We start from the raw sequence: 21,238 nt of genomic DNA on the forward strand, positions 1-21,238 counted from the left end.
TCGAGCGGTGCTAAACGTCCGCCCGGGGATCTCAGCATGCTGTTCTGTACGGATCGCGGCCGTCCGGTCGTTCAACCCCAGGTGTGACGGCTCGCACCGTTGCCGGGTCCACGGGGCAGCGAAAACGACGCCGCGTAGTGTGTGGGGCGGTGTGTGGACCCGCAGCGGTCCGGGCCGAACGACCTCCCCCGCCGATGCCGGAAGGTGGCAATCCGTGAGCATGATCACCGAGCGCCCCGTCAGCAACCCTGCCGGGCAGTCGCCGGTGGGCGCGGTGGCGGAGGCGCCGGCGAGCGGCCGGCGGGACGTACGCGCCGTGGTGGCGGCGTACGTGACGCTGACCAAGCCGCGGATCGTCGAGCTGCTGCTGGTCACCACCGTGCCGGCGATGATGCTGGCCCACGGCGGGATGCCGTCGCTGTGGCTGGTCGCCGTGGTGCTGGTCGGCGGGTCGCTCGCGGCCGGCGCGGCGAGCGTCATCAACTGCTACATCGACCGCGACATCGACCAGCTCATGCGGCGCACCAAGCGCCGCCCGCTGCCCGCGCACACCGTGTCGCCGCGCAACGCGCTGATCTTCGGCCTGGTGCTGGCGGCCGTGTCGGTGGCGCTGATGGCGGCGGCGACGAACTGGCTGGCGACGGTGCTGACGCTGGCCGCGATCGCCTACTACGACCTGGTCTACACGCTGTGGCTGAAGCGGACCACGGCCGCCAACACGTTCTGGGGCGGCATCTGCGGTGCCGCGCCGGTGCTGATCGGCTGGGCCGCTGTCACCGGCACGCTGGCGCCGGCCGCGTGGGGCCTGTTCGCTGTGGTCTTCTTCTGGCAGATGCCGCACTTCTACGCGCTGGCCATCAAGTACAAGGCCGACTACGCCCGGGCCGGGGTGCCGATGCTGCCGGTGGTGGCCTCGGTCCGGCGGGTGAACGCGGAGATCATCGGCTTCTCCTGGCTGACTGTGCTCTCCTCGCTGGCGGTGTGGCCGCTCGGGATGAGCCCGATCTACGGGGTGGCCGCGCTCGTGGTCGGCGGGATCTTCCTCGTCGAGGCGCACAAGCTGTGCCGGCGCGCGACGCGCGGCGAGGCGGTCAAGCCGATGCGTCTGTTCCACTGGTCCACCACGTACCTCACGATCCTCTTCGCGGCGGTCGCGCTCGACGCGCTGCTCTGACCCGCCCGTCCGGCGGTTCATCAGAAATTTTTTTCGCTCTTCCCCGGACGTGTTCAACCCGGACAGATTGTGACGATCCCGCCCGTCCGTTTCGCCCAGATATAAGCGACATGTGCGGGCGAATTACCTGTGGTTCTTCTTAAACCGATGGGTAATTGGCATCACATTCAGTTCATGGTTCTCGCACATCCGGGTGGAACTCTGCTTAGGCTTCGCGTCATGGCAGATGGTTCCGATACGACGCTGACGGCTGACAAGACCGCCGAGCAGGCCCCCAACGGCCTGGTCGCGGGCATCAAGTCGTTCGCCGCCGGACACGGCGGCGCGAAGGCGGTCATCGAGTACGTCGGCAAGCGCGGCGCACGGATCGTCCTCGTGGGTTCCGACGGGGTATGGGCGGACCAGTTCGCCGACGGCACGGACGTCGCGCGGCAGGCCTGCGCCAAGGCCGGGGTCGACGTCGAGAACGCCTGGGAGCGTGAACTGATGGACCAGATGCGTCCGAGCAACGACCTGTGGCGGTCGATGGCCCGGCGCACGATGGCCCGTTGACATATAACGAATGACCAACCACCACCAGTCGGCCCGGGGGAGACCCCGGGTCGCTTTCGTCACCTGCGCCGAACTGCCCGACCTCGACCCGGACGACCGGCTCGCGCTCGGCCCGCTCGCCGCCCGCGGCGTCACCGCCGAGATCGCCGTCTGGGACGACCCGGCAGTCGACTGGTCCGGGTACGACCTGGTCGTGCTCCGCTCCCCGTGGGACTACGCCCTGCGGCGGGACGAGTTCGTGGCCTGGGCGCGTACCGTGCCGGCCCTGGTCAACCCGGCCGACGTGGTCGCCTGGAACACCGACAAGCGCTACCTGTCCGAGCTGGCCGCAGCCGGAGTGCCCACCGTGCCGACCGAGTGGGTCGAGCCCGGGCGGGAGTGGACGCCACCGGCGGGCGGTGAGTACGTGATCAAGCCGGCGGTCAGCGCCGGCAGCCAGGACACCGGCCGCTACGACCTGACCGACCCGGAGCATCGCGAGCTGGCGCCGGCCCACGTGCGGCGGCTCTCCGACGCCGGGCGGGTCACCATGGTCCAGCCGTACCTCGACGCGGTGGACACCGCCGGGGAGACCGCGCTGCTGTTCCTGGCCGGGCCCGGCGGCCTGGCGTTCAGCCACGCGATCCGCAAGGGTCCGATGCTGACCGGGCCGGACCTGGGCGAGGCCGCGCTCTACAAGGAGGAGCGGATCGACGCCCGCGTCGCCACGGCGGAGCAGCGCGCGGTGGCCGAGAAGGTGCTCGCGGTGGTGCCCGGCGGCCCGGACCGCCTGCTCTACGCCCGCGTCGACCTGATCCCCGGCCCGGACGGCGCGCCCGTGCTGGTCGAGCTGGAGCTGACCGAGCCGAGCCTGTTCGTCGGGTACGCCGACGGCGCCCCGGACCGGCTCGCCGACGCGGTGCTCACCCACCTGGCCCGCCACTGACCCGGATGGGCCGGGGGAGCCCGGCTGGCTAAGCGCCGGCCGGTGCGAGCCGGGCCAGGTGGGCGTCGATCTCGGCGCCTGCGTCCGCCGGGTCCAGTCCGGTGGTCAGGATCCGTACCGTGACGCCGTCCAGCAGCGTCGCCAGCGCGGCGGCCTCGGCCCGCGCGTCCACGTGCCCGGCGATGCCGCCGGTGGCCCGGCCGAGCGTGAGCAGCCGCTCGACGTTGGCCCGCATCTGCGCCTCGCTCTCCGCCAGGATCGCCGCGACCTGCTCGTCGACGAGCGCCTCGGCGGTGAGGACCAGCCAGACGCGGGCCTCGAAGGCGCGTTCGGCGTCCAGCGGGACGAGTTGCCGTACCGCCTGTCGGATCACCTCCGGAGTGACCGGGTCGGCAGGGATCGTCCGGGCCCGTGCCACCACGCGCCCGGCCAGGTGGTCCATGGCCGCCCGGACCATCAGTTCCCGGGTCGGCAGGTAGTGCTGCGCGGTCGCCAGCGGCATGCCGGCCTCGGCGGCGACGGCGCGCACCGTCATCCCGGCCGACCCCGCGCGCGCCAGTACGACGCACGCCGCCGCGCCGAGATGACGCCGCCGCTCCTCGTGGTCCACAACCTTGGGCACGAGGTGATCATAGATGATCGGTCATTTGACCGATATAGGTCGGCCGCCTAACGTTGCCCGGCATGACCGCACCCCTCACCGACCCCGCACGCGACACCCGCCGGTTCAGCTACCTCGACATGGCGCTCGTGCTCGCCGTCGGTGTCGGCCTGGCCAACTCGGCGGTCGCGGACCTGCTTGCCCGGGGACCGGAGCGGCTGGGCATGCCGGAGACGGCGGCGTCCACCATCGCCTGGGCCCTGATCAACGGCACCCAGCTCGCCGTCGGCCTCGCGGTGGTGCGCCACCGCTTCGGCGAGATCGCCAGGCCGCTGCTGCTCGTCCGTCCCGCGCGCCGCCAGGTGGGTGCCGCGGTCGGCTGGGGCCTGGCCAAGGCCGCACTCACCCTCGTGCTCGTGGTGGCGCTGCCCGCGGCGCTCGTCGAGGGTGGCGGCGGTGAGGGCGGCTACCCCGCCGGAAGCCTGCTCGCGCAGTTCGCCTTCGCGTTCGCCTTCGGCGCCGTCGTCTCCCCGCTCTACGAGGAGATCCTCTACCGGGGTGTCTTCTACCAGGGGCTGGCCGCGCGGCTGCCCGCGGTGGCCGCCGTGGTGCTGTCGGCGGCCTTCTTCGCCGTCGTGCACCTGCCCCGGGTGTTCAACACCGTCAGCGCGCTCTTCGCCGGGCTGCTGTTCGCCTGGCTGCTGCACCGGCACCGCAACCTCTGGGTGCCGATCCTCGCCCACGCCGTCAGCAACGGGACGCTCGTCGCGCTGGCGTTCGCCGCCGAGGCGTCCGCCTGACCGCCGGAGACGGCGACAGGGCGCTCAGTCGCGGTCGCTGTGGTTACGTGCCCAGCGGCCGCCGATCGGCGGCGTGTCCAGCCGCAGCGCGGCCTCGGTGCCGGCCAGGTCGTTGTCCTCGAACGCGCACGAGACACAGCTGCCCGCCTCGGTGACCCAGATGCCGTACGCCTGGGTGTCGGCGTCCCGGTGCCAGATCCGGTTGCCGCGCACGGTGGCCGAGTCGAACGGCGCGGCGATCGTGATGCCGCCGCACGCCGGTGGCGAGTCCGGCAGTTCGTACGCCGTGCCGGGCCCCGGCGTGGCGGCGCTCCAGCCGGTGGAGCCGTCCGGGCGCACCTCGGCCAGGGAGAGCCGGTCGGCGCTGTTGTCGGACACCACCGCGTCGCGGGAGCCGACCCGCACCACCTTGCCCCGGTGTCCGCCGGCCGGCCAGCCGGCGTTGCCGTCGGTGACCTCGCGCGGGCCGTACCGCACCGCCTCGCCGGAGCCGGAGCAGGCCGGGGCGGAGCGGCGGCCGTTGTCCCGGATCCGGTTCCCGACGATCGACGTGTCCAGCATCGGCCGGTCGATCCGGATGCCGTCCAGCGCGTTCTCCCGGATGTCGTTGTCCTGGATCACCACGTCGGCCGCCGCGCCCCGGTAACCGTGGCCCAGGTCGTGCTCGTGGTAGCCGAAACCGCCGTTGCGGCTGATCCGGTTGGCCTGGACCGCGTACGGGCCAGGGGTGTTGCCCATGCTGATGCCGTCGCCGACGTTGTAGTCGATCACGCAGCCGGTGACCAGGCCGCCGCGCCCGGCGACCCCGGCGGTGCCGTTGCCCGACACGTCGAAGCCGGCCTCCAGGTTGTTGGTCATGGTGCAGGCGGAGACGATCAGCCCGTCCGCGCCCCAGTCGGAGATGCCGAACCGGTTGGCCTGGCTGTGGCAGCCGACGATCCGGATGCCGCGCGGCGGGGTCCAGTAGTCCTTCTGCAGCTCCAGGAAGATGCCGTTGGTGCCGTTGCCGACGGTGGTGCAGTTGGCGATGGTGAGGCGCTCCACGTCGCCCCAGCCGCCGATGCCGACGCCGATCCCCGCGCCGCCCATCTGGTCGCCGTTGTCCAGCCGGCCGCATCCCACCACGACCACGCCGTCGATCAGGCTGTCCTGGAGGAAGTCACAGCCCAGGCCGGTCGCCCCGGTGTGGTGGATGTAGAGGTTGCGGAACACTCCGCGCACCACGTACTGCAGGCCCAGCCCCTTGGCCAGGTAGTCGTAGGACGTCTGGGCCACGCCGGAGCCGTCGATCTCGAAGTCGGCGAACGAGCAGTCGGCGATGTGCCGGTCCCGGTCCGCGCCGTGCTGCACGGTGGTCCAGAAGGCGAGCGGGACCGGTTCGCTGCGGTTGCCCTCGTTGCTGAGCAGGAAGCGGGTCGCCGCCGGTCCGGCGCCGATCAGCGAGACGCCGCTGCGCCAGACCGTGCCGGCGTCGCGGATCGAGTAGAGGCCGGGCGGGCAGTAGATCACCCGGGCCCGGCCGTCGGCGTCGTACCCGGCGCCGAGGCGGTCCACCAGCGCCGCCAGGGCGGGCTGGTCGTTGGTGACCCCGTCGCCGGTGAGGCCGTACTCGCGGGCGTCGCACCACAGCGGCGCGCCGGCGACCGGGGTCAGCCGTTGCGGGGTGGTGGTGGCGAGGCTCTTGCGCGACACGGGGAGCTCCCCTCGGGCGACGGTCGGTGGCCCGTGCCGCTTTCCCGCTCCCGCCGCGCGGTAACGCGCGCGCTCAGGCGGCGGCGCCCACCCGTTGCGCGGCGGGCGCGGCCGGGGCCTCCGGGGTGGCCGGGAGCCGTTCCCGGGTCGCGAAGAGCACGCCGAGCGTGGCCAGCAGCACCAGGCAGGAGCCGAGCATGTGCGCGCCGACCAGCACGGCGGGCAGGTGGGTGAAGTACTGGACGAAGCCGATCACACCCTGGCCCAGCTCGACCGCGAGCAGCACCGCGGCGGCCCGCGCGGCGTGCGCCGCGCCGACCGCCCGGAACGCGAAGTACAGCGCCACCGAGAGGCCGATCAGCAGGAAGACGCCGTCGGCGTGCACCTGGGAGATCGCCGCCGGGTCCAGGCCGTTGCGGGCCGCGCCGTGGTCACCGGCGTGCGGTCCGCTGCCTGTCACCCACGTGCCGACCACCAGCACCGACGCGCTCACCGCCGTGGTGATCCAGGCGAGCGTACGCAGCGGTGCCGGCACGGTCGGGGACACCGGCCCGTCCGGGTCCTTGATGCGCCGCCAGAGCGCGTACGCGGCCGCGATCACCACCATCGAGGCGAGGAAGTGCAGCCCGACCACCCACGGGTTGAGGTCGGTGAGCACCGTGATGCCACCGAGGACCGCCTGGGCGGGGATGCCGAACAGCACGCCCACGGCCAGCGGCAGCGTCCCGCGGCGGCGCGGACGGTGCGCCAGCACGGCCAGCACCACGGCGAGCGCGATGATCCCGACCGCGAAGGTGAGCAGCCGGTTGCCGAACTCGATCACCCCGTGCACGCCCATCTCGGCGGTGGTGGTGTAGGAGTCGTCGGTGCACCTGGGCCAGGTGGGGCAGCCGAGGCCGGAGGCGGTGAGCCGGACGGCCCCGCCGGTGACCACGATCGCGACGTTCGCGATGATCGAGGCGAGCGCGAGGCGGCGCAGCAGCGTGGCGGAGACCGGAAACCGGACGGATCGCTTCACGAAGCGAATCCTACGCACCGTAGTTGATCCCGATCGGGTGACTCCGGCACCCCGGTGGTCGGAATCACCGGACCCCGGGTTTGCGGGCCCCCAGCGAATTACGTAACGTTGGCGTTGTGAAAAACGCGGCGGCGCTCTCCCGAACGCCGGTGACCGGTCCGGTCGCCGGTGGTTCGCGCGCACGTCGCGGTGTACGGCCCGGCGAGCGGGAGACCGCTCCGGCCGACCTGTCGACCCGCGACCGGGTCACCCAGCTGCTGCTGGAGCGTGGTCCCACCACCGCCGCGCAGCTCGGCTCGGCGCTCGGCCTGAGCCCGGCCGCGATCCGCCGCCACCTCGACGCGATGCTCGCCGACGGTGACGTGATCGCCCGCGACCAGACCGTCCGCGGCAGCCGCGGGCGCGGCCGTCCGGCCAAGGTCTTCGCGCTCACCGAGGCGGGCCGCGGCCGCTGCGGCACCCACCACTACGACAACATGGCCACCGCCGCGCTGCGGTGGATCGCCCGCACCGGCGGCACCGAGGCGGTCGCGGCGTTCGCGGCCGAGCAGGTCTCCGCGCTGGAGGCCCGCTGCCGGTCGGCCATGGAGGACGCCGGAGACGCCCCGCTCGCGCGGGCGGAGGCGCTCGCCGGCGCGCTGACCGCCGAGGGTTACGCTGCAAACGCGTCCACGATCGCCTCCGGCGGCCAGCTCTGCCAGCACCACTGCCCGGTGGCGCACGTGGCCGCCGAGTTCCCTCAGCTGTGCGAGGCCGAGACCGAAGTGATCTCCCGTCTGGTCGGCACTCACGTACAGCGCCTGGCCACCATCGCGCACGGCGACGGCGTGTGCACCACGCACATTCCCGCCCAGTCCGGTTCCACCGTCACCACTGTGAGGACAGATAGATGACCGAGCAGATCGTCCAGCCCCTGACCCAGGAGGAGCAGCTCGCGGCCCTCGGCCGGTACGAGTACGGCTGGGCCGACCCCGACGTCGCCGGGGCGTCCGCCCAGCGCGGCCTCAGCGAGGCGGTGGTGCGGGACATCTCGGCCAAGAAGAACGAGCCGGCCTGGATGCTCGACCTGCGGCTCAAGGGCCTGCGGCTGTTCGGCCGCAAGCCGATGCCGAACTGGGGCGCCGACCTCACCGGGATCGACTTCGACAACATCAAGTACTTCGTGCGGTCCACCGAGAAGCAGGCCACCTCCTGGGAGGACCTGCCCGAGGACATCAAGAACACCTACGACAAGCTCGGCATCCCGGAGGCGGAGAAGCAGCGCCTGGTCGCCGGTGTCGCGGCGCAGTACGAGTCCGAGGTGGTCTACCACCAGATCCGTGAGGACCTGGAGGAGCAGGGTGTCGTCTTCCTGGACACGGACACCGCGCTCAAGGAGCACGAGGACCTGTTCAAGGAGTACTTCGGCACGGTCATTCCGGTCGGCGACAACAAGTTCGCCGCGCTGAACACCTCCGTCTGGTCCGGTGGCTCGTTCATCTACGTGCCGAAGGGCGTGCACGTGGACATCCCGCTGCAGGCCTACTTCCGGATCAACACGGAGAACATGGGCCAGTTCGAGCGGACGCTGATCATCGTCGACGAGGGCGCGTACGTGCACTACGTCGAGGGTTGCACCGCGCCCATCTACTCCTCCGACTCGCTGCACAGCGCCGTCGTGGAGATCATCGTCAAGAAGAACGCCCGGTGCCGTTACACGACCATCCAGAACTGGTCGAACAACGTCTACAACCTGGTCACCAAGCGCGCCGTGTGCCACGAGGGCGCGACCATGGAGTGGGTCGACGGCAACATCGGCTCCAAGGTCACCATGAAGTACCCGGCGGTCTACATGACCGGCGAGCACGCCAAGGGCGAGGTGCTCTCGGTGGCCATGGCCGGCGAGGGCCAGCACCAGGACGCCGGCGCCAAGATGGTGCACGCCGCGCCGCACACCTCCTCGACCATCGTGTCGAAGTCGATCGCCCGGGGCGGCGGCCGCACCTCGTACCGCGGTCTGGTGCAGGTGCTGGAGGGCTCGACCAGCAGCAGGAGCACGGTCAAGTGCGACGCGCTCCTGGTCGACACGATCTCCCGCTCCGACACCTACCCGTACGTCGACATCCGCGAGGACGACGTGTCGATGGGGCACGAGGCGACCGTCTCCAAGGTCAGCGAGGACCAGCTCTTCTACCTGATGAGCCGGGGCCTGAGCGAGGACGAGGCGATGGCGATGATCGTGCGCGGCTTCATCGAGCCGATCGCCAAGGAGCTCCCGATGGAGTACGCGCTGGAGCTCAACCGCCTGATCGAACTCCAGATGGAGGGCGCGGTCGGCTGACGCCGGCCACCCTCGCCTCACTGACACCGTCGTCGCTGAACAGACCAAGGAAGAGATGACTACCCAGGCTTCCGCGCCGCCCACGACCAAGTCGCAGGCGCTCCGCTCGTACGACGTCGCCGACTTCCCGGCCCTGACCGGCCTGGAGGAGGAGTGGCGCTTCACCCCGCTCAAGCGCCTGCGCGGCCTGACCGGGTCGGCGCAGGGCGCGACCGGCACGGTCCGGCACGAGTACGGTGACCTGCCCGAGGGCGTCACCGTCGACCGGATCGGCCGGGACGACCCGCGGGTGGGCAGCGTGCTCACCCCGTTCGACCGGGTCAGCGCGCTCGCGTACGGCGGGGCCGACGGCGCGCTGCTGGTGCGCGTCGACCGCGACGCGGTGGTGGAGCGGCCGGTGCGCCTGCGGGTGGTCGGCGAGAACGCCGAGGCGCTCGCCTTCGGTCACACGTTCGTCGAGGTGGACCGGTTCGCCGAGGCGACAGTGGTGATCGAGCACGTCGGCTCGGCCACGCTTGCCGACAACGTCGAGGTGACTGTGCGCGACGGGGCGAAGCTGACCCTGGTCACGGTCGCCGACTGGGCCGACGACGCGGTGCAGGCGCAGCACCTCAAGGTGCGGCTGGGCCGCGACGCCCGGATCGTGCACGTGCAGGTCAGTCTCGGCGGCGACCTGGTCCGGCAGTACACGTCGGTGGAGTACGCCCAGCGCGGCGGCGAGGCCGAGCTGTACGGCGTCTACTTCGCCGACTCCGGCCAGCACCTGGAGCACCGGCAGCTGGTCGACCACACCGTGCCGGACTGCCGCAGCAACGTCGGCTACCGGGGCGCGCTGCAGGGCGACGACGCGCACACGGTCTGGGTCGGCGACGTGCTGATCCGCGCCGAGGCGACCGGTACCGACACGTACGAGATCAACCGGAACCTGCTGCTCACCGACGGCGCGCGGGCCGACTCCGTACCCAACCTGGAGATCGAGACCGGCGAGATCGCCGGCGCCGGGCACGCCAGCGCGACCGGCCGGTTCGACGACGAGCAGCTGTTCTACCTGATGGCCCGGGGCATCCCGGAGGCCGAGGCGCGGCGCCTGGTGGTGCGCGGCTTCTTCGCCGAGCTGATCAACAAGATCCCGGTCGAGGACCTGCGCGAGCGCCTGGGCGACGCCATCGAGGCCCGGCTGGCGAAGGCCGGCGCCTGATGCTCAAGATCTGCTCCACCGAGGACGTGCCGAAGGGCACCGCGATCAGCGCCGACGTGGACGGCGTGCAGGTCGCGATCGTGCACGGCGAGGACGACGTGTTCTACGCGGTGCACGACGAGTGCTCGCACGCCGCCGTGGCGCTGTCCGAGGGCGAGGTCGAGGGCTGCACGCTGGAATGCTGGCTGCACGGATCCCGTTTCGACCTGCGTACCGGTGAGCCCACCGGGCTGCCCGCGACCGAACCCGTACCCGTCTATCCCGTCGAAGTCCGCGACGGTGACATCTACCTTTCCGTGGACGGCGACGGCCGTCCGCTGCCGAGCAATGGAGTGACCCGCTGATGAGCACCCTGGAGATCCGCGACCTGAAGGTGTCGGTCAAGCTGCCCGAGGGTGAGCTCAAGCCGATCCTGCACGGGGTCGACCTGACCGTGCGCTCCGGCGAGACGCACGCCATCATGGGCCCGAACGGCTCCGGCAAGTCCACGCTGGCGTACTCGATCGCCGGTCACCCGAAGTACGAGATCACCGGCGGCGAGGTGACCCTCGACGGCGAGGACGTGCTGTCCATGTCCGTCGACGAGCGCGCCCGCGCCGGCCTCTTCCTGGCCATGCAGTACCCGGTCGAGGTCCCCGGCGTGTCGGTGGCCAACTTCCTGCGTACCGCCAAGACCGCCATCGACGGCGAGGCGCCGAAGCTGCGCACCTGGGCCGGCGAGCTGCGCGGCGCCATGGAGAAGCTCCAGATGGACCCGGCGTTCGCCCAGCGCAACGTCAACGAGGGCTTCTCCGGCGGTGAGAAGAAGCGGCACGAGATCGTGCAGCTGGAGCTGCTCAAGCCGAAGATGGCCATCCTCGACGAGACCGACTCCGGCCTGGACGTCGACGCGCTGCGCGTGGTCAGCGAGGGCGTGAACCGGGTGCGCGACACCGGTGACACCGGCCTGCTGCTGATCACCCACTACACGCGCATCCTGCGCTACATCAAGCCCGACTTCGTGCACGTCTTCGTGGCCGGCCGGATCGTCGAGCAGGGCGGTCGCGAGCTGGCCGACAAGCTCGAGGAAGAGGGCTACGAGCGGTACGTCGCCGGGGCCGGCGCGGCGCGGGCCTGAGACTCGACATGACCTCGATGGCCATCCCGGCGGGCATGCCGCAGTACGACGACGTGCCGCGCTTCGACGTGGCGAAGGTGCGGGCCGACTTCCCGATCCTCGACCGGGAGGTCAACGGTCACCCGCTCGTCTACCTGGACAGCGCGAACACCTCGCACAAGCCGCGGCAGGTGCTCGACGTGCTCGCCGAGCACTACGCGCTGCACAACGCCAACGTGTCGCGCTCGGTGCACACGCTGGGCACCGAGGCCACCGAGGCGTACGAGGGCGCGCGGGCGAAGATCGCCGCGTTCATCAACGCGCCGAGCGTGGACGAGGTGGTGTTCACCAAGAACTCCACCGAGGCGATCAACATCGTGGCGTACGCGTTCTCCAACGCCTCGCTGCGCGCGGACGGCGACCCCCGGTTCCGGCTGGGCCCCGGCGACGAGATCGTGATCTCCGAGATGGAGCACCACTCGAACATCGTCCCGTGGCAGCTTCTCGCGGAGCGCACCGGCGCGACGCTGCGCTGGTTCCCGGTCACCGACCAGGGCCGGCTCGACGAGTCCGGCCTGGACGACCTGGTCACCGAGCGGACGAAGATCGTCTCGCTGGTGCACATGTCGAACATCCTCGGCACCGTAAACGCCACCTCGCGGATCACCTCGCGGGTCCGTGAGGTCGGCGCGCTGCTGCTGCTCGACTGCTCGCAGTCGGTGCCGCACCTGCCGATGGACGTGGTCGACTACGACGTCGACTTCATCGTCTTCACCGGGCACAAGATGTGCGGCCCGACCGGGATCGGCGTGCTGTGGGGCCGGGGCGAGCTGCTCGCCGCGATGCCCCCGGTGATGGGTGGCGGCTCGATGATCGAGACGGTGACGATGGCGGGCTCGACGTTCGCCGCGCCGCCGGCCCGGTTCGAGGCGGGCACCCCGCCGATCGCCGAGGCGGTGGCGCTCGGCGCGGCGGTGGACTACCTCACCGCGATCGGCATGCCGGCTGTTCAGTGGCACGAGAAGGAGCTGACGGCGTACGCGCTCGACGCCCTCGCCACCGTGCCGGAGCTGCGGATCTTCGGGCCGACGGTGCCGGTGGGCCGGGGCGGGACGATCTCGTTCGCGCTCGGTGACGTGCACCCGCACGACGTCGGGCAGGTGCTCGACTCGCTCGGCGTGCAGGTGCGGGTGGGCCACCACTGCGCCAAGCCGGTGTGCACCCGCTTCGGGGTGCCGGCCATGACGCGGGCGTCGTTCTACCTCTACACCACCACTGCGGAGATCGACGCCCTGGTGGCGGGTCTGGAGCGGGTGCGGAAGGTGTTCGACTGATGCAACTTGAATCTCTCTACCAAGAGATCATTTTGGACCACTACAAGCACCCGCACGGCCGTGGCCTGCGGGACGCGACGGACCCGGCTGTCCGGGTCGGCGAGGCGCACCACGTCAACCCGACCTGCGGCGACGAGATCACCGTGCGGGTGGCGACCGACGGCAGCGTGTTCACCGACATCTCGTACGACGGGATGGGCTGCTCGATCAGCCAGGCGTCGGCGAGCATCCTGCACGAGCTGCTGCGCGGCAAGGCCGCGAGCGACGCCGCTGTGGTGCATGAGGCGTTCGTGGAGTTGATGTCCGGGCGGGGCCAGGTCACGCCGGACGAGGACGTGCTCGGAGACGGGGTAGCGTTCGCGGGTGTCGCGCGCTACCCGGCCCGGGTGAAGTGCGCGCTGTTGTCGTGGATGGCGTTCAAGGACGCCGCGGCACGCGCCGGGGTGGGCGTGAGCCCGGAGGTGAAGGCATGAGCGAGCGGCAGCGAGCGAATCATCGAAGCAGCGCGAAGGTGTCTCATGCCGGCGCCGAGCGAAGCGAGGGGGCGGCATGAGCGACGAGAACATGACCTCGGAGACCGGCGCGGTGGCGACCGACGGCACCGTCGCCGGTGGCGCGGCCGTCAATGGGGCTGTCGCCGGCGGCACTGCCGCGGGTGCGGCGGCGCCGGCCGGCGGCAAGGCCGCGATCGGTGACATCGAGGAGGCGATGAAGGACGTCGTCGACCCCGAGCTGGGCATCAACGTGGTCGACCTCGGCCTGGTGTACGGCGTCCACGTCGACGACGAGAACGTCGCCACCCTGGACATGACGCTGACCTCGGCGGCCTGCCCGCTGACCGACGTGATCGAGGACCAGGCGCGGCAGGCGCTGACCACCGGGCCCGGCGGCGGCCTGGTGAACGACATCCGGATCAACTGGGTGTGGCTGCCGCCGTGGGGCCCCGACAAGATCACCGACGAGGGGCGCGACCAGCTCCGCTCGCTCGGCTTCAACGTCTGACCGTTCTCCCGGTCCGGCCACGGGCGCGGCACCCCTACCAGGGGGTGCCGCGCCCGTCGTGTCTGCGGGCTTGATCGACACCGTTACGCCGAAGTGTTGTGGTTGGAGGGGTCTGATGCCGCTACATCGGCGTAGTGGTGTCGATCAAGGTGGGCTGACGGCACTGCCATCGGCGGCGGGACCGGGACCGGCGAGATCTTGGTACGAGAACGCCCCTTGGGCGGCCGTTCCTTCCGTGACCTCCTCGCTTCCCTCATGCCGGGATCCGGCTCCCTAGTTGTGGGAAACTGTCCGCCTGTTCGGCTTGATCGACACCACTTCGCCGAAGTGGTGTGGTCGGAGTCGCTTTGATGCCGCTACATCGGCGTAGTGGTGCCGATCAAGGTGGGCTGACGGCACTGCCATCGGCCGCGGGGCCGGGAACGGCGAGATCTTGGTACGAGATCGCCCCCGAGGAGGCAGATTCGTACCAAGATCTCCAGCCCAGCCCAGCCCAGCCCAGCCCAGCCGCGGGGTGCGCGTGCGGGCACGCGGGAAAAGCGGTCGCGGGGTGGGGGAGTGGGGCGCAGGATGAGCCGGTGATCGAGGCGTACCCGAAGCAGGTTCCTGTCCGTGCGGCCACTGCCGCGCGTCGACAGCGCACCCTGCCCTCGGCCGCCTCGACCCATCACCCGTCGTCGTGACCGGGGCGTTCCTGGCCGGCCTGGTCGCCGGCTACGGCGTCGCCATTCCGGTCGGCGCGATCGCGATCCTCATTCTCGGACTCAGCGCCCGTACCTCGTTCCGGGTCGGTGCGGCTGCGGCGCTCGGCGTGGCCACCGCCGACGGGCTCTACGCTGCCGTGGCGGTGCTCGGCGGGGCCGCGGTGGCGAGCGGGCTCGCGCCGGTCGCGGGTCCGCTGCGGCTGGTCGCCGCGGGGGTGCTGCTGGCTCTCGCCGGCCTCACCGCCCGACGCGCGCTGCGCCCACCGGCCACAACGCACCCGCCGAGCCCGTCGGCCACGACGCAGGAGCCGAGTGCGCGGGGAGGCATGGACACGCCGGTTCGGGCGTTCGCCGCGGTTCTCGCGCTGACCCTGCTCAACCCGGCCACTGTGGTCTACTTCGTGGCGCTCGTCCTCGGCCGTGGCGACGTGCTCGGCTCCGGCCCGCCGGCCGCTGCCGCCTTCACCCTCGGGGTGTTCCTCGCCTCGGCGAGCTGGCAGGTGCTGATCGCCGGGGGCGGCTCGCTGATCGGCCGGGCCCTCACCGGCCCTCGGGGGCGGCGGGTCACCGCGCTGCTGTCCAGCGTCATCATCGCGGCCCTCGCGGTCGCTACTCTGTTCGGCGTCTGACCGAAGGGGACGGCCCGGCATGTCGGGCCGATTACCGGGCCGTTCATGATCCGTTACCGGGGGATCGGCCGAACCGGCAGCCCGGGGCGGCGGAAAGATCCAATCCCGGTCCGGTGTCCGACCACAGGTGTGCTCGGCCGTCAGGTCGGCCGTCTCCGCTGTGCGAAGCGCGGATCCCGTAGGCGGGACGACCCGGATCACCGTCCAGGTAGAACCACATCGTCTTTGCGGGTGATGTTCGAGCTCGCGAGTGGTCCTAGGGTCACGGAACAATCCGTGGACCGTTCACGTACGTCCGGTCATCCCCGCCGGTCGTGCGCCAGTCCACACCCGACCGACCAGGGAGAAGACTTGAGGATCACCCTCGGGCGCCCGCCGCGCGACCGGCAACCCGCCGGACCGCCTCGGCGTGGACGGACCGCTGCCCTCCTCGTCGCCGCGCTGGCCGCGGCGACGCTTCCCGTTCTCGCGGCGCCCGCGCCCGCCTCCGCCGTTCCCGGCGTCCACGGACCGTGGCAGAAGGTGGACGGCACGCCGGCCGCCACCAAGGGGGGCCGCAAGGCCGCGATCAAGGCCAAGCGGCTGGCCGCGTACAAGCTGGACCGCGGCACCATGCAGGGCCTGCTGGACAAGGCGCCGGCCGAGAAGCGCGTGGCGGTGGCACGGGTGGCGAAGCAGGTGGTGTCGCTTCCCGCTCCGGACGGCACGTTCCAGCGCTTCGAACTGGTCGACTCGCCGGTCATGGAGGCTGGCCTGGCCGCGAAGCACCCGGAGATCACCACGTACGCCGGCAAGGGCCTTGACGACCCGGCGGCGACCATCCGGGCGGACCTCACCCCGCTCGGGTTCCACGCCTCGGTCCGGTCGGCCAAGGGCAACTGGTACATCGACCCGTACTACCAGCGCGACCAGAGCCTGTACGCGAGCTACTTCGCCCGCGACCTGGAGCACCCGGAGGGCGAGTTCGTCGAGCGTGCGGACGTCACGCAGGAGGCGCACGCGCTGGCCGAGGAGATCGCCGAGGCAGACGTCCCGGCCGGGCCGCTGGTGAAGCTGCGCACCTACCGGGTGGCGCTGGTGACCGACCCGTCGTACGCCACCTACTTCGGCGCGGAGAACGTCACCGCCGCGAAGGTGACGCTGATGAACCGGGTCACCCAGATCTACGAGGACGAGACCGCGATCCGGCTCGTCCTGATCAACGATACCGACAAGACGAACCTGAACACGCCGGCCCTGGCCACCGAGCCGAACGGCCCGTGCGGCGCGGCGGCCTGCTTCACGCCGGCGCAGCTCACCTCCTGCGGCGGCGGCACGCTCAGCCGGAACCGGATCGTGCTCGGCCAGCTGGTCGGCGCGAGCAACTACGACGTGGGCCACATCGGCCTGGGCGTCAACGGCGGCGGCGTGGCCAGCCTCGGTGTGATCGGCGGCAACGGCAAGGCGCAGGGCTGCACCGGCCTGCCGACGCCGGTCGGCGACTTCTACGCGGTCGACTACGTCTCGCACGAGATGGGTCACCAGTTCGCCGGCAACCACACCTTCAACGGCACGCAGTACAACTGCTCGGGCGGCAACCGCAGCGCGGCCAACTCGTACGAGCCGGGCAGCGGTTCGTCGATCATGGCGTACGCGGGCATCTGCCAGCAGGACAACCTCCAGCCGCACAGCGACCCGTACTGGTCGCACCGCAGCTACACCGAGATCACCAACTACGTCACCTCGAACCGTCCGGCGATCAACGAGGTGCAGAACGTCTCGCTGTACGGGTTCGACGCCGACGGTGACTCTTTCACCGTCAGCTACGCGGGCGCCGACTCGGCGCCGATCGTGCGGGGCGTCAACTACACCACCGCCGGCATCAAGGCCGCCGTCGAGGGCATCGCCGGCTGGCCGGCCGGCGCGACCGTCACGGTGGCCGCGTTCGGTGGCAGCGGCACGCTCAACGACAACGGCTTCCAGGTGACCTTCGGTGGCACGCTGGCGACCACGAACGTGGCGTCGCTGGAGCTGACGAACGCCGCCGGTGCCTCCGGCTTCGTCGGTGAGACGGCGAAGGGCGGCGCCATCGACAACGGCGGCTGGCTGGTCGAGGAGACCACCAACCACGCCCCGGTGGTCACCGTGCCGGACACCGTCACCATCCCGGTGCGTACGCCGTTCGCGCTGACCGGCAACGCCACCGACGCCGACGGCGACATGGTCACGTACCTGTGGGAGCAGAACGACAGGGGTGCCACGACCGGCACCGCGCTGACGAACAACACGAAGGTCAACGGCCCGCTGTTCCGGGTGTTCGGCGAGGCGGCGATCGTGTCGCCGACCGACACGCTGAAGTACTACTCGCCGGGTCTGAACGCGGTCACCACCGACTCGACCCGGGTGTTCCCGGACCTGCGGCAGATCCTGGCCGGCAACACCAACGCCGCCACCGGCACCTGCCCGGCGCCCCCGGCGCCACCGGCCACCGGTGGCGCCTCGAACGTGCCGGCCGAGCTGGTCGACTGCTACTCCGAGTTCCTGCCCACCCGCGACTGGGTCGGCATCGCGGGTGACCGGACCCTGCACTTCAAGCTCACCGCCCGGGACGGGCGGCTGGGTGGCGGCGGCATCGGCAGCGCCGACGTCGCCGTGGTGCTCGCGCCGGACGCGGGTCCGTTCCTGGTGACCTCGCAGGACACCGCCGCGGTTCTGGACGGCGGCTCGACCCAGACCGTGACGTGGGACGTCGCGGGCACCGACGTGGCGCCGGTGAACGCCGCCCAGGTGAAGATCTCGCTGTCCGCCGACGGCGGGCTGACCTTCCCGTACGTGCTGGCCGAGCAGACCGCGAACATCGGCACCGCGACGGTGACGCTGCCGAACGTGGCGACCGGGAAGGCCCGGATCAAGATCGAGGCGGTCGGCAACGTCTTCTTCGACGTCAACGACGCCGACTTCACCATCCGGTCCGCGCCGGCCGTCACCAGCACCGCCCCGGACGGCGGCGTGCGCGTCCAGTACAGCGACGCGCTCTCGCCCGCTGTCACTGTGACCGCCACCGACGGCGACACCACGGGCGCGGACCTGACCGCTGCCGCCACCGGGCTGCCTGCCGGCCTGTCCCTGGCCGTCACGAGCACCTCGGCGACGGACGCCCGCCCGGGTACGCGTACCTGGACGGTCGCCGGCACCACCACGGCGGCCCCGGGTGAGTACCCGGTCACCGTGACCGTGTCCGACGGCTCCGGGCTGACCGGCAGCACCTCGTTCACCGTCACCGTCGCCGCCGAGGACGCGGCGGTCAGCTGGGCCGGTGACACGCTCGTCAACACCGCGACAGGCGGCGCGTCCGGCCAGGCCCTGCTGCGGGCCGTGGTCCGGGACGGCTCGGTGCTGCCCGGCGCCACGGACACCACAGCCGGTGACATCCGTACCGCCACCGTCACCTTCACCAAGGACGGCGTGACGCTGTGCACCGGTGTGCTCGGCCTGCTCGGCACGGCCACCACCACCGCGTCCGCGGCGTGCACGGCCACCCTGCCGAAGGGCACGCACACCGTCACCGCGACCGTCGGCGGCAACTACACGGGCAGCACCACCGCCCAGGTGACTGTCGCCGTCTCCGACGGCGGGTTCCTCACCGGCGGCGGCGAGTTCACCGCCACCCGTTCGGCGGGGACCTACCCGGCCGACGTGAACTCCACGGTCGAGGTGGAGCTGAACGCGAAGCCGGGCAAGGCGAACAAGCCCGCCACTGGTAAGGCCGAGGTCGAGTTCCGCTCCGGCGGGAAGTCGTACACGATCAGGGCCGACACCGTCGACGCGCTCGGCGTCACCTCGGCGGGCAAGGCCGCCCGGGTGCGCTACCAGGCCGCCCTGTACGACAACAAGGGCAAGCTGGTGGCCTCCGGCCTGACCCTGGCCGTGACGGTGACCGACCGGGGCGCCCCCGGAAGGAACGACACCGTCGGGCTCACGCTCTGGAACAGCGGCTCGCTGCTGTTCTCGTCCGACTGGACGGGCGGCGCGACCGCCGAGGTCAAGCTGAAGGGCGGCAACCTCACCGTCCACTGATCCACGGGTAGGCGCGGGAGGGCACCGGTCACGGTGTCCTCCCGCGTTGCGTTTCCCGGCCCGTCGATGGCGTACCGTCGGGCCATGAGCAGCCGACCCGCCGCCGGGGGCGGCCGGTGGGTCGAGGTCGACCCCGGCCGCGTCGCCCGCTGGGTCGAGGGTTTCACCGACCGGCACGGCCCGCCGACGACGACCGTCCAGGAGTACGGGCTCCTGCTCGCCGCCTCGGACGGCGCCACCGCCGAGTTGCACACCCCGCCCGGCGCGAGCGCGTCGGCGGACGTACCCGGATTCGTCGCCTCCGCCGCGGCGGCCCGACGGCTCGGTCTGCTGCTGGCCCGCAAGGGCGCCGTGGCGGTCGGTGTCGCCGACGGCACCGACCTGGTGGTCTCCAAGGTGGACACCCGGTACGTGCAGGGGCGTACCGCGGCGGGCGGCTGGTCCCAGCAGCGGTTCGCCAGGCGGCGCGACAACCAGGCGAAGGCCGCCTTGGGCGACGCGGCCGAGCTGGCCGTACGCCTGCTGTTGCCGGAGGCGGGCACGCTGGCGGCGCTGGTGTGCGGCGGCGACCGGCGCGCGGTGGACACCGTGCTGGCCGACCGGCGGCTGGCCCCGCTCGCGGCTCTGCGCGCGCCGCGACTGCTCGACGTGCCGGAACCCCGGCACGCGGTGCTGGTGGCCGCCGTCGCCGCAGCCCGTGCGGTCCACATCCTGGTCCGCTGAACAGGAAAGATCACCTCAAGACGGCGCAATCCCGCTCCTCGATGATGCATCGAACCGGCTCGATGCATAAGGTCGTGTCACGAAGCGGCGGGTCTCCGGGCGACCCGCAGGGCCCGCTTCGCCTCCGCCATCACGCGCCGACATCGTTGGGAGAGAACAACTTCATGAGCGGATATCAGGACGGCCGGCTGCGGGCCCGGTGGCGCCGTGCGACGAGGCTCCTCGTCGCGGCGGCGGCGATGAGCGCCGGAACCCTCGTGCTCACCACCGCGCTCACGGCCGGTACGGCGAGCGCGGGCCCGGTGCAGCGCGCCGCGCTCGCCGCGCCCACCGTCAGCAGCGTCACCGCGGGCGGCGCGCACACGTGCGCGATCAGCACCGACGGGGGGCTGTGGTGCTGGGGCTCGAACTACGGCGGTCAGCTCGGCGACGGGACCACCACGAACCGCAGCGCCCCGACGCGGGTCGGCACCGCCACCTGGACGAACGCCGACGCCGGCACCGGGCACACCTGCGCGGTCCGCACCGACGGGACGCTGTGGTGCTGGGGCTCGAACTTCCGGGGCCAGCTCGGCGACGGGAGCACCACCAGCCGCAGCACCCCGGTGCAGGTCGGCACCGCGACCACCTGGGCCCGGGTCGACGCCGGCCCCCAGCACACCTGCGCGATCCGCACCGACGGCACGCTCTGGTGCTGGGGCTTCAACCGGACCACCCAGTTGGGCGTCGGCGCCTCGCCGTACGTCGCGAACACCCCGCTGCAGGTCGGCACGGCCACCGACTGGGTGAGCGTCTCGACCGGCTACGGGCACACCTGCGGGATCCGGACCGGCGGCACGCTCTGGTGCTGGGGGTCCAGCTCGGACGGCCAGCTCGGGCTCGGCAACCTGGCGCCCCAGACCGCGCCCGCGCAGGTCGGCACCGCGACCGGGTGGACCGGCGTCGCGGCCGGGTACGCGCACACCTGTGGGGTCCGCTCCGGCGCGCTGTGGTGCTGGGGTGAGAACGGGTACGGGCAGCTCGGCGTGAGCGGCACGTACCGGACCGCGCCGGTGCAGATCGGCACCGCCACCACGTGGAACCGGATCGCCGCCAGCAGCGACACGTCCTGCGCGTCGCGTACCGACGGCAGCCTGTGGTGCTGGGGCAAGAACTCGGCCGGGCAGGTGGGCGACGGCAGCACCACCCACCGGTCCGCGCCCGTCCAGGCCGGTACGGCCACCACCTGGACCGGCGGCCTCGCGGTCACCGACCACGGCTGCGGCATCCGTACCGACGGCGGTCTGTGGTGCTGGGGTGACAACAGCGGTGGTCAGCTGGGCGACGGCACCACAGTCAACCGGTCCACGCCGGGTCAGGTGACCCTGCCGGCCTGACCGGCCCCGGACACGACATCGGCCCCGCACCGCCGGTC

At 71.7% G+C, this 21,238-nt stretch carries 19 protein-coding genes; 16 read left to right on the forward strand and 3 right to left on the reverse strand.

The features are described 5' to 3' along the window. Positions 1 to 214: 214 nt before the first annotated feature. The 3 genes from AC2CHG_RS02240 (at position 215) to AC2CHG_RS02250 (ending at position 2,651) form a co-directional block, all read left to right on the forward strand. Positions 215 to 1,174 (forward strand): heme o synthase, encoded by a 960-nt coding sequence (locus AC2CHG_RS02240; RefSeq protein WP_484524057.1) that lies wholly within the window; start codon positions 215 to 217, stop codon positions 1,172 to 1,174. A 219-nt stretch (positions 1,175 to 1,393) separates the two neighbouring features. After that, positions 1,394 to 1,726 carry a hypothetical protein gene (locus AC2CHG_RS02245; protein ID WP_013287454.1) on the forward strand — a complete coding sequence of 111 codons (333 nt, stop codon included), beginning with the start codon at positions 1,394 to 1,396 and terminating at the stop codon, positions 1,724 to 1,726. 10 nt (positions 1,727 to 1,736) lie between these two features. Further along, entirely contained in the window at positions 1,737 to 2,651 is a 915-nt protein-coding gene (locus AC2CHG_RS02250) for an ATP-grasp domain-containing protein (RefSeq protein WP_262014419.1), read from the forward strand. A 28-nt stretch (positions 2,652 to 2,679) separates the two neighbouring features. Here AC2CHG_RS02250 and AC2CHG_RS02255 read toward each other — a convergent pair whose 3' ends face one another. Beyond that, positions 2,680 to 3,273, reverse strand: a complete 594-nt coding sequence (locus tag AC2CHG_RS02255; protein ID WP_355512709.1) for a TetR/AcrR family transcriptional regulator — start codon at positions 3,271 to 3,273, stop codon at positions 2,680 to 2,682. 62 nt (positions 3,274 to 3,335) lie between these two features. On the opposite strand from AC2CHG_RS02255, the gene AC2CHG_RS02260 reads away from it, so the two are divergent. Next, complete coding sequence (locus AC2CHG_RS02260; RefSeq protein ID WP_484524058.1) at positions 3,336 to 4,052, forward strand: CPBP family intramembrane glutamic endopeptidase; 717 nt, start codon at positions 3,336 to 3,338, stop codon at positions 4,050 to 4,052. A 24-nt stretch (positions 4,053 to 4,076) separates the two neighbouring features. Here AC2CHG_RS02260 and AC2CHG_RS02265 read toward each other — a convergent pair whose 3' ends face one another. Together AC2CHG_RS02265 and AC2CHG_RS02270 are read right to left on the reverse strand one after the other, a co-directional pair. Then, on the reverse strand, positions 4,077 to 5,744 hold the full coding sequence (locus AC2CHG_RS02265) for a right-handed parallel beta-helix repeat-containing protein (protein ID WP_484524059.1): 1,668 nt from the start codon (positions 5,742 to 5,744) through the stop codon (positions 4,077 to 4,079). Between the two features lie 73 nt (positions 5,745 to 5,817). Continuing rightward, the gene (locus tag AC2CHG_RS02270; RefSeq protein WP_366622058.1) at positions 5,818 to 6,780 is read right to left on the reverse strand and encodes a COX15/CtaA family protein; all 963 of its coding nucleotides are present in this window, start codon (positions 6,778 to 6,780) and stop codon (positions 5,818 to 5,820) included. 98 nt (positions 6,781 to 6,878) lie between these two features. On the opposite strand from AC2CHG_RS02270, the gene AC2CHG_RS02275 reads away from it, so the two are divergent. The 12 genes from AC2CHG_RS02275 (at position 6,879) to AC2CHG_RS02330 (ending at position 21,200) form a co-directional block, all read left to right on the forward strand. After that, entirely contained in the window at positions 6,879 to 7,655 is a 777-nt protein-coding gene (locus AC2CHG_RS02275) for a helix-turn-helix transcriptional regulator (protein ID WP_366622056.1), read from the forward strand. After that, on the forward strand, positions 7,652 to 9,082 hold the full coding sequence (gene sufB / locus AC2CHG_RS02280; RefSeq protein ID WP_355512699.1) for a Fe-S cluster assembly protein SufB: 1,431 nt from the start codon (positions 7,652 to 7,654) through the stop codon (positions 9,080 to 9,082). Before AC2CHG_RS02275 ends, sufB begins: the two co-directional genes overlap by 4 nt. A 55-nt stretch (positions 9,083 to 9,137) precedes the next feature. Further along, complete coding sequence (sufD, locus tag AC2CHG_RS02285) at positions 9,138 to 10,280, forward strand: Fe-S cluster assembly protein SufD (protein ID WP_484524060.1); 1,143 nt, start codon at positions 9,138 to 9,140, stop codon at positions 10,278 to 10,280. Then, positions 10,280 to 10,624: a non-heme iron oxygenase ferredoxin subunit gene (locus AC2CHG_RS02290; protein ID WP_013475890.1), complete on the forward strand. Its 345-nt coding sequence runs from the start codon at positions 10,280 to 10,282 to the stop codon at positions 10,622 to 10,624. The genes sufD and AC2CHG_RS02290 overlap by 1 nt, the downstream gene beginning before the upstream one ends. Further along, a complete protein-coding gene (gene sufC, locus AC2CHG_RS02295) occupies positions 10,624 to 11,397 on the forward strand; it encodes a Fe-S cluster assembly ATPase SufC (protein WP_013287444.1) in 774 nt (257 codons plus the stop codon). Before AC2CHG_RS02290 ends, sufC begins: the two co-directional genes overlap by 1 nt. An 8-nt stretch (positions 11,398 to 11,405) precedes the next feature. Next, the gene (locus AC2CHG_RS02300; RefSeq protein ID WP_484524061.1) at positions 11,406 to 12,710 is read left to right on the forward strand and encodes a cysteine desulfurase; all 1,305 of its coding nucleotides are present in this window, start codon (positions 11,406 to 11,408) and stop codon (positions 12,708 to 12,710) included. Then, positions 12,710 to 13,183 carry a Fe-S cluster assembly sulfur transfer protein SufU gene (gene sufU, locus AC2CHG_RS02305; protein ID WP_135241163.1) on the forward strand — a complete coding sequence of 158 codons (474 nt, stop codon included), beginning with the start codon at positions 12,710 to 12,712 and terminating at the stop codon, positions 13,181 to 13,183. Before AC2CHG_RS02300 ends, sufU begins: the two co-directional genes overlap by 1 nt. 76 nt (positions 13,184 to 13,259) lie before the next feature. Beyond that, positions 13,260 to 13,712, forward strand: a complete 453-nt coding sequence (locus AC2CHG_RS02310; protein WP_410054933.1) for a metal-sulfur cluster assembly factor — start codon at positions 13,260 to 13,262, stop codon at positions 13,710 to 13,712. Between the two features lie 679 nt (positions 13,713 to 14,391). Beyond that, positions 14,392 to 15,045 carry a LysE family transporter gene (locus tag AC2CHG_RS02315; protein WP_484524062.1) on the forward strand — a complete coding sequence of 218 codons (654 nt, stop codon included), beginning with the start codon at positions 14,392 to 14,394 and terminating at the stop codon, positions 15,043 to 15,045. A gap of 351 nt (positions 15,046 to 15,396) precedes the next feature. Then, positions 15,397 to 19,101: a reprolysin-like metallopeptidase gene (locus tag AC2CHG_RS02320; RefSeq protein WP_484524063.1), complete on the forward strand. Its 3,705-nt coding sequence runs from the start codon at positions 15,397 to 15,399 to the stop codon at positions 19,099 to 19,101. An 84-nt stretch (positions 19,102 to 19,185) separates the two neighbouring features. Continuing rightward, the gene (locus tag AC2CHG_RS02325) at positions 19,186 to 19,824 is read left to right on the forward strand and encodes an acVLRF1 family peptidyl-tRNA hydrolase (RefSeq protein ID WP_484524064.1); all 639 of its coding nucleotides are present in this window, start codon (positions 19,186 to 19,188) and stop codon (positions 19,822 to 19,824) included. Between the two features lie 164 nt (positions 19,825 to 19,988). Then, on the forward strand, positions 19,989 to 21,200 hold the full coding sequence (locus AC2CHG_RS02330) for an RCC1 domain-containing protein (protein WP_484524065.1): 1,212 nt from the start codon (positions 19,989 to 19,991) through the stop codon (positions 21,198 to 21,200). The last annotated feature ends 38 nt before the right edge of the window (positions 21,201 to 21,238 follow it).

This window comes from Micromonospora sp. ATLC20, from assembly GCF_057196585.1.

What these genes read in the sequence shown, in the direction of transcription:
- sufD (WP_484524060.1), top strand. Translation starts at nt 9,138, where the DNA reads ATGACTACCCAGGCTTCCGCGCCGCCCACGACCAAGTCGCAGGCGCTC.
- AC2CHG_RS02325 (WP_484524064.1), top strand. Translation starts at nt 19,186, where the DNA reads ATGAGCAGCCGACCCGCCGCCGGGGGCGGCCGGTGGGTCGAGGTCGAC.
- sufC (WP_013287444.1), top strand. Translation starts at nt 10,624, where the DNA reads ATGAGCACCCTGGAGATCCGCGACCTGAAGGTGTCGGTCAAGCTGCCC.
- AC2CHG_RS02300 (WP_484524061.1), top strand. Translation starts at nt 11,406, where the DNA reads ATGACCTCGATGGCCATCCCGGCGGGCATGCCGCAGTACGACGACGTG.
- sufB (WP_355512699.1), top strand. Translation starts at nt 7,652, where the DNA reads ATGACCGAGCAGATCGTCCAGCCCCTGACCCAGGAGGAGCAGCTCGCG.
- sufU (WP_135241163.1), top strand. Translation starts at nt 12,710, where the DNA reads ATGCAACTTGAATCTCTCTACCAAGAGATCATTTTGGACCACTACAAG.
- AC2CHG_RS02245 (WP_013287454.1), top strand. Translation starts at nt 1,394, where the DNA reads ATGGCAGATGGTTCCGATACGACGCTGACGGCTGACAAGACCGCCGAG.
- AC2CHG_RS02330 (WP_484524065.1), top strand. Translation starts at nt 19,989, where the DNA reads ATGAGCGGATATCAGGACGGCCGGCTGCGGGCCCGGTGGCGCCGTGCG.
- AC2CHG_RS02250 (WP_262014419.1), top strand. Translation starts at nt 1,737, where the DNA reads ATGACCAACCACCACCAGTCGGCCCGGGGGAGACCCCGGGTCGCTTTC.
- AC2CHG_RS02290 (WP_013475890.1), top strand. Translation starts at nt 10,280, where the DNA reads ATGCTCAAGATCTGCTCCACCGAGGACGTGCCGAAGGGCACCGCGATC.
- AC2CHG_RS02310 (WP_410054933.1), top strand. Translation starts at nt 13,260, where the DNA reads ATGAGCGACGAGAACATGACCTCGGAGACCGGCGCGGTGGCGACCGAC.
- AC2CHG_RS02260 (WP_484524058.1), top strand. Translation starts at nt 3,336, where the DNA reads ATGACCGCACCCCTCACCGACCCCGCACGCGACACCCGCCGGTTCAGC.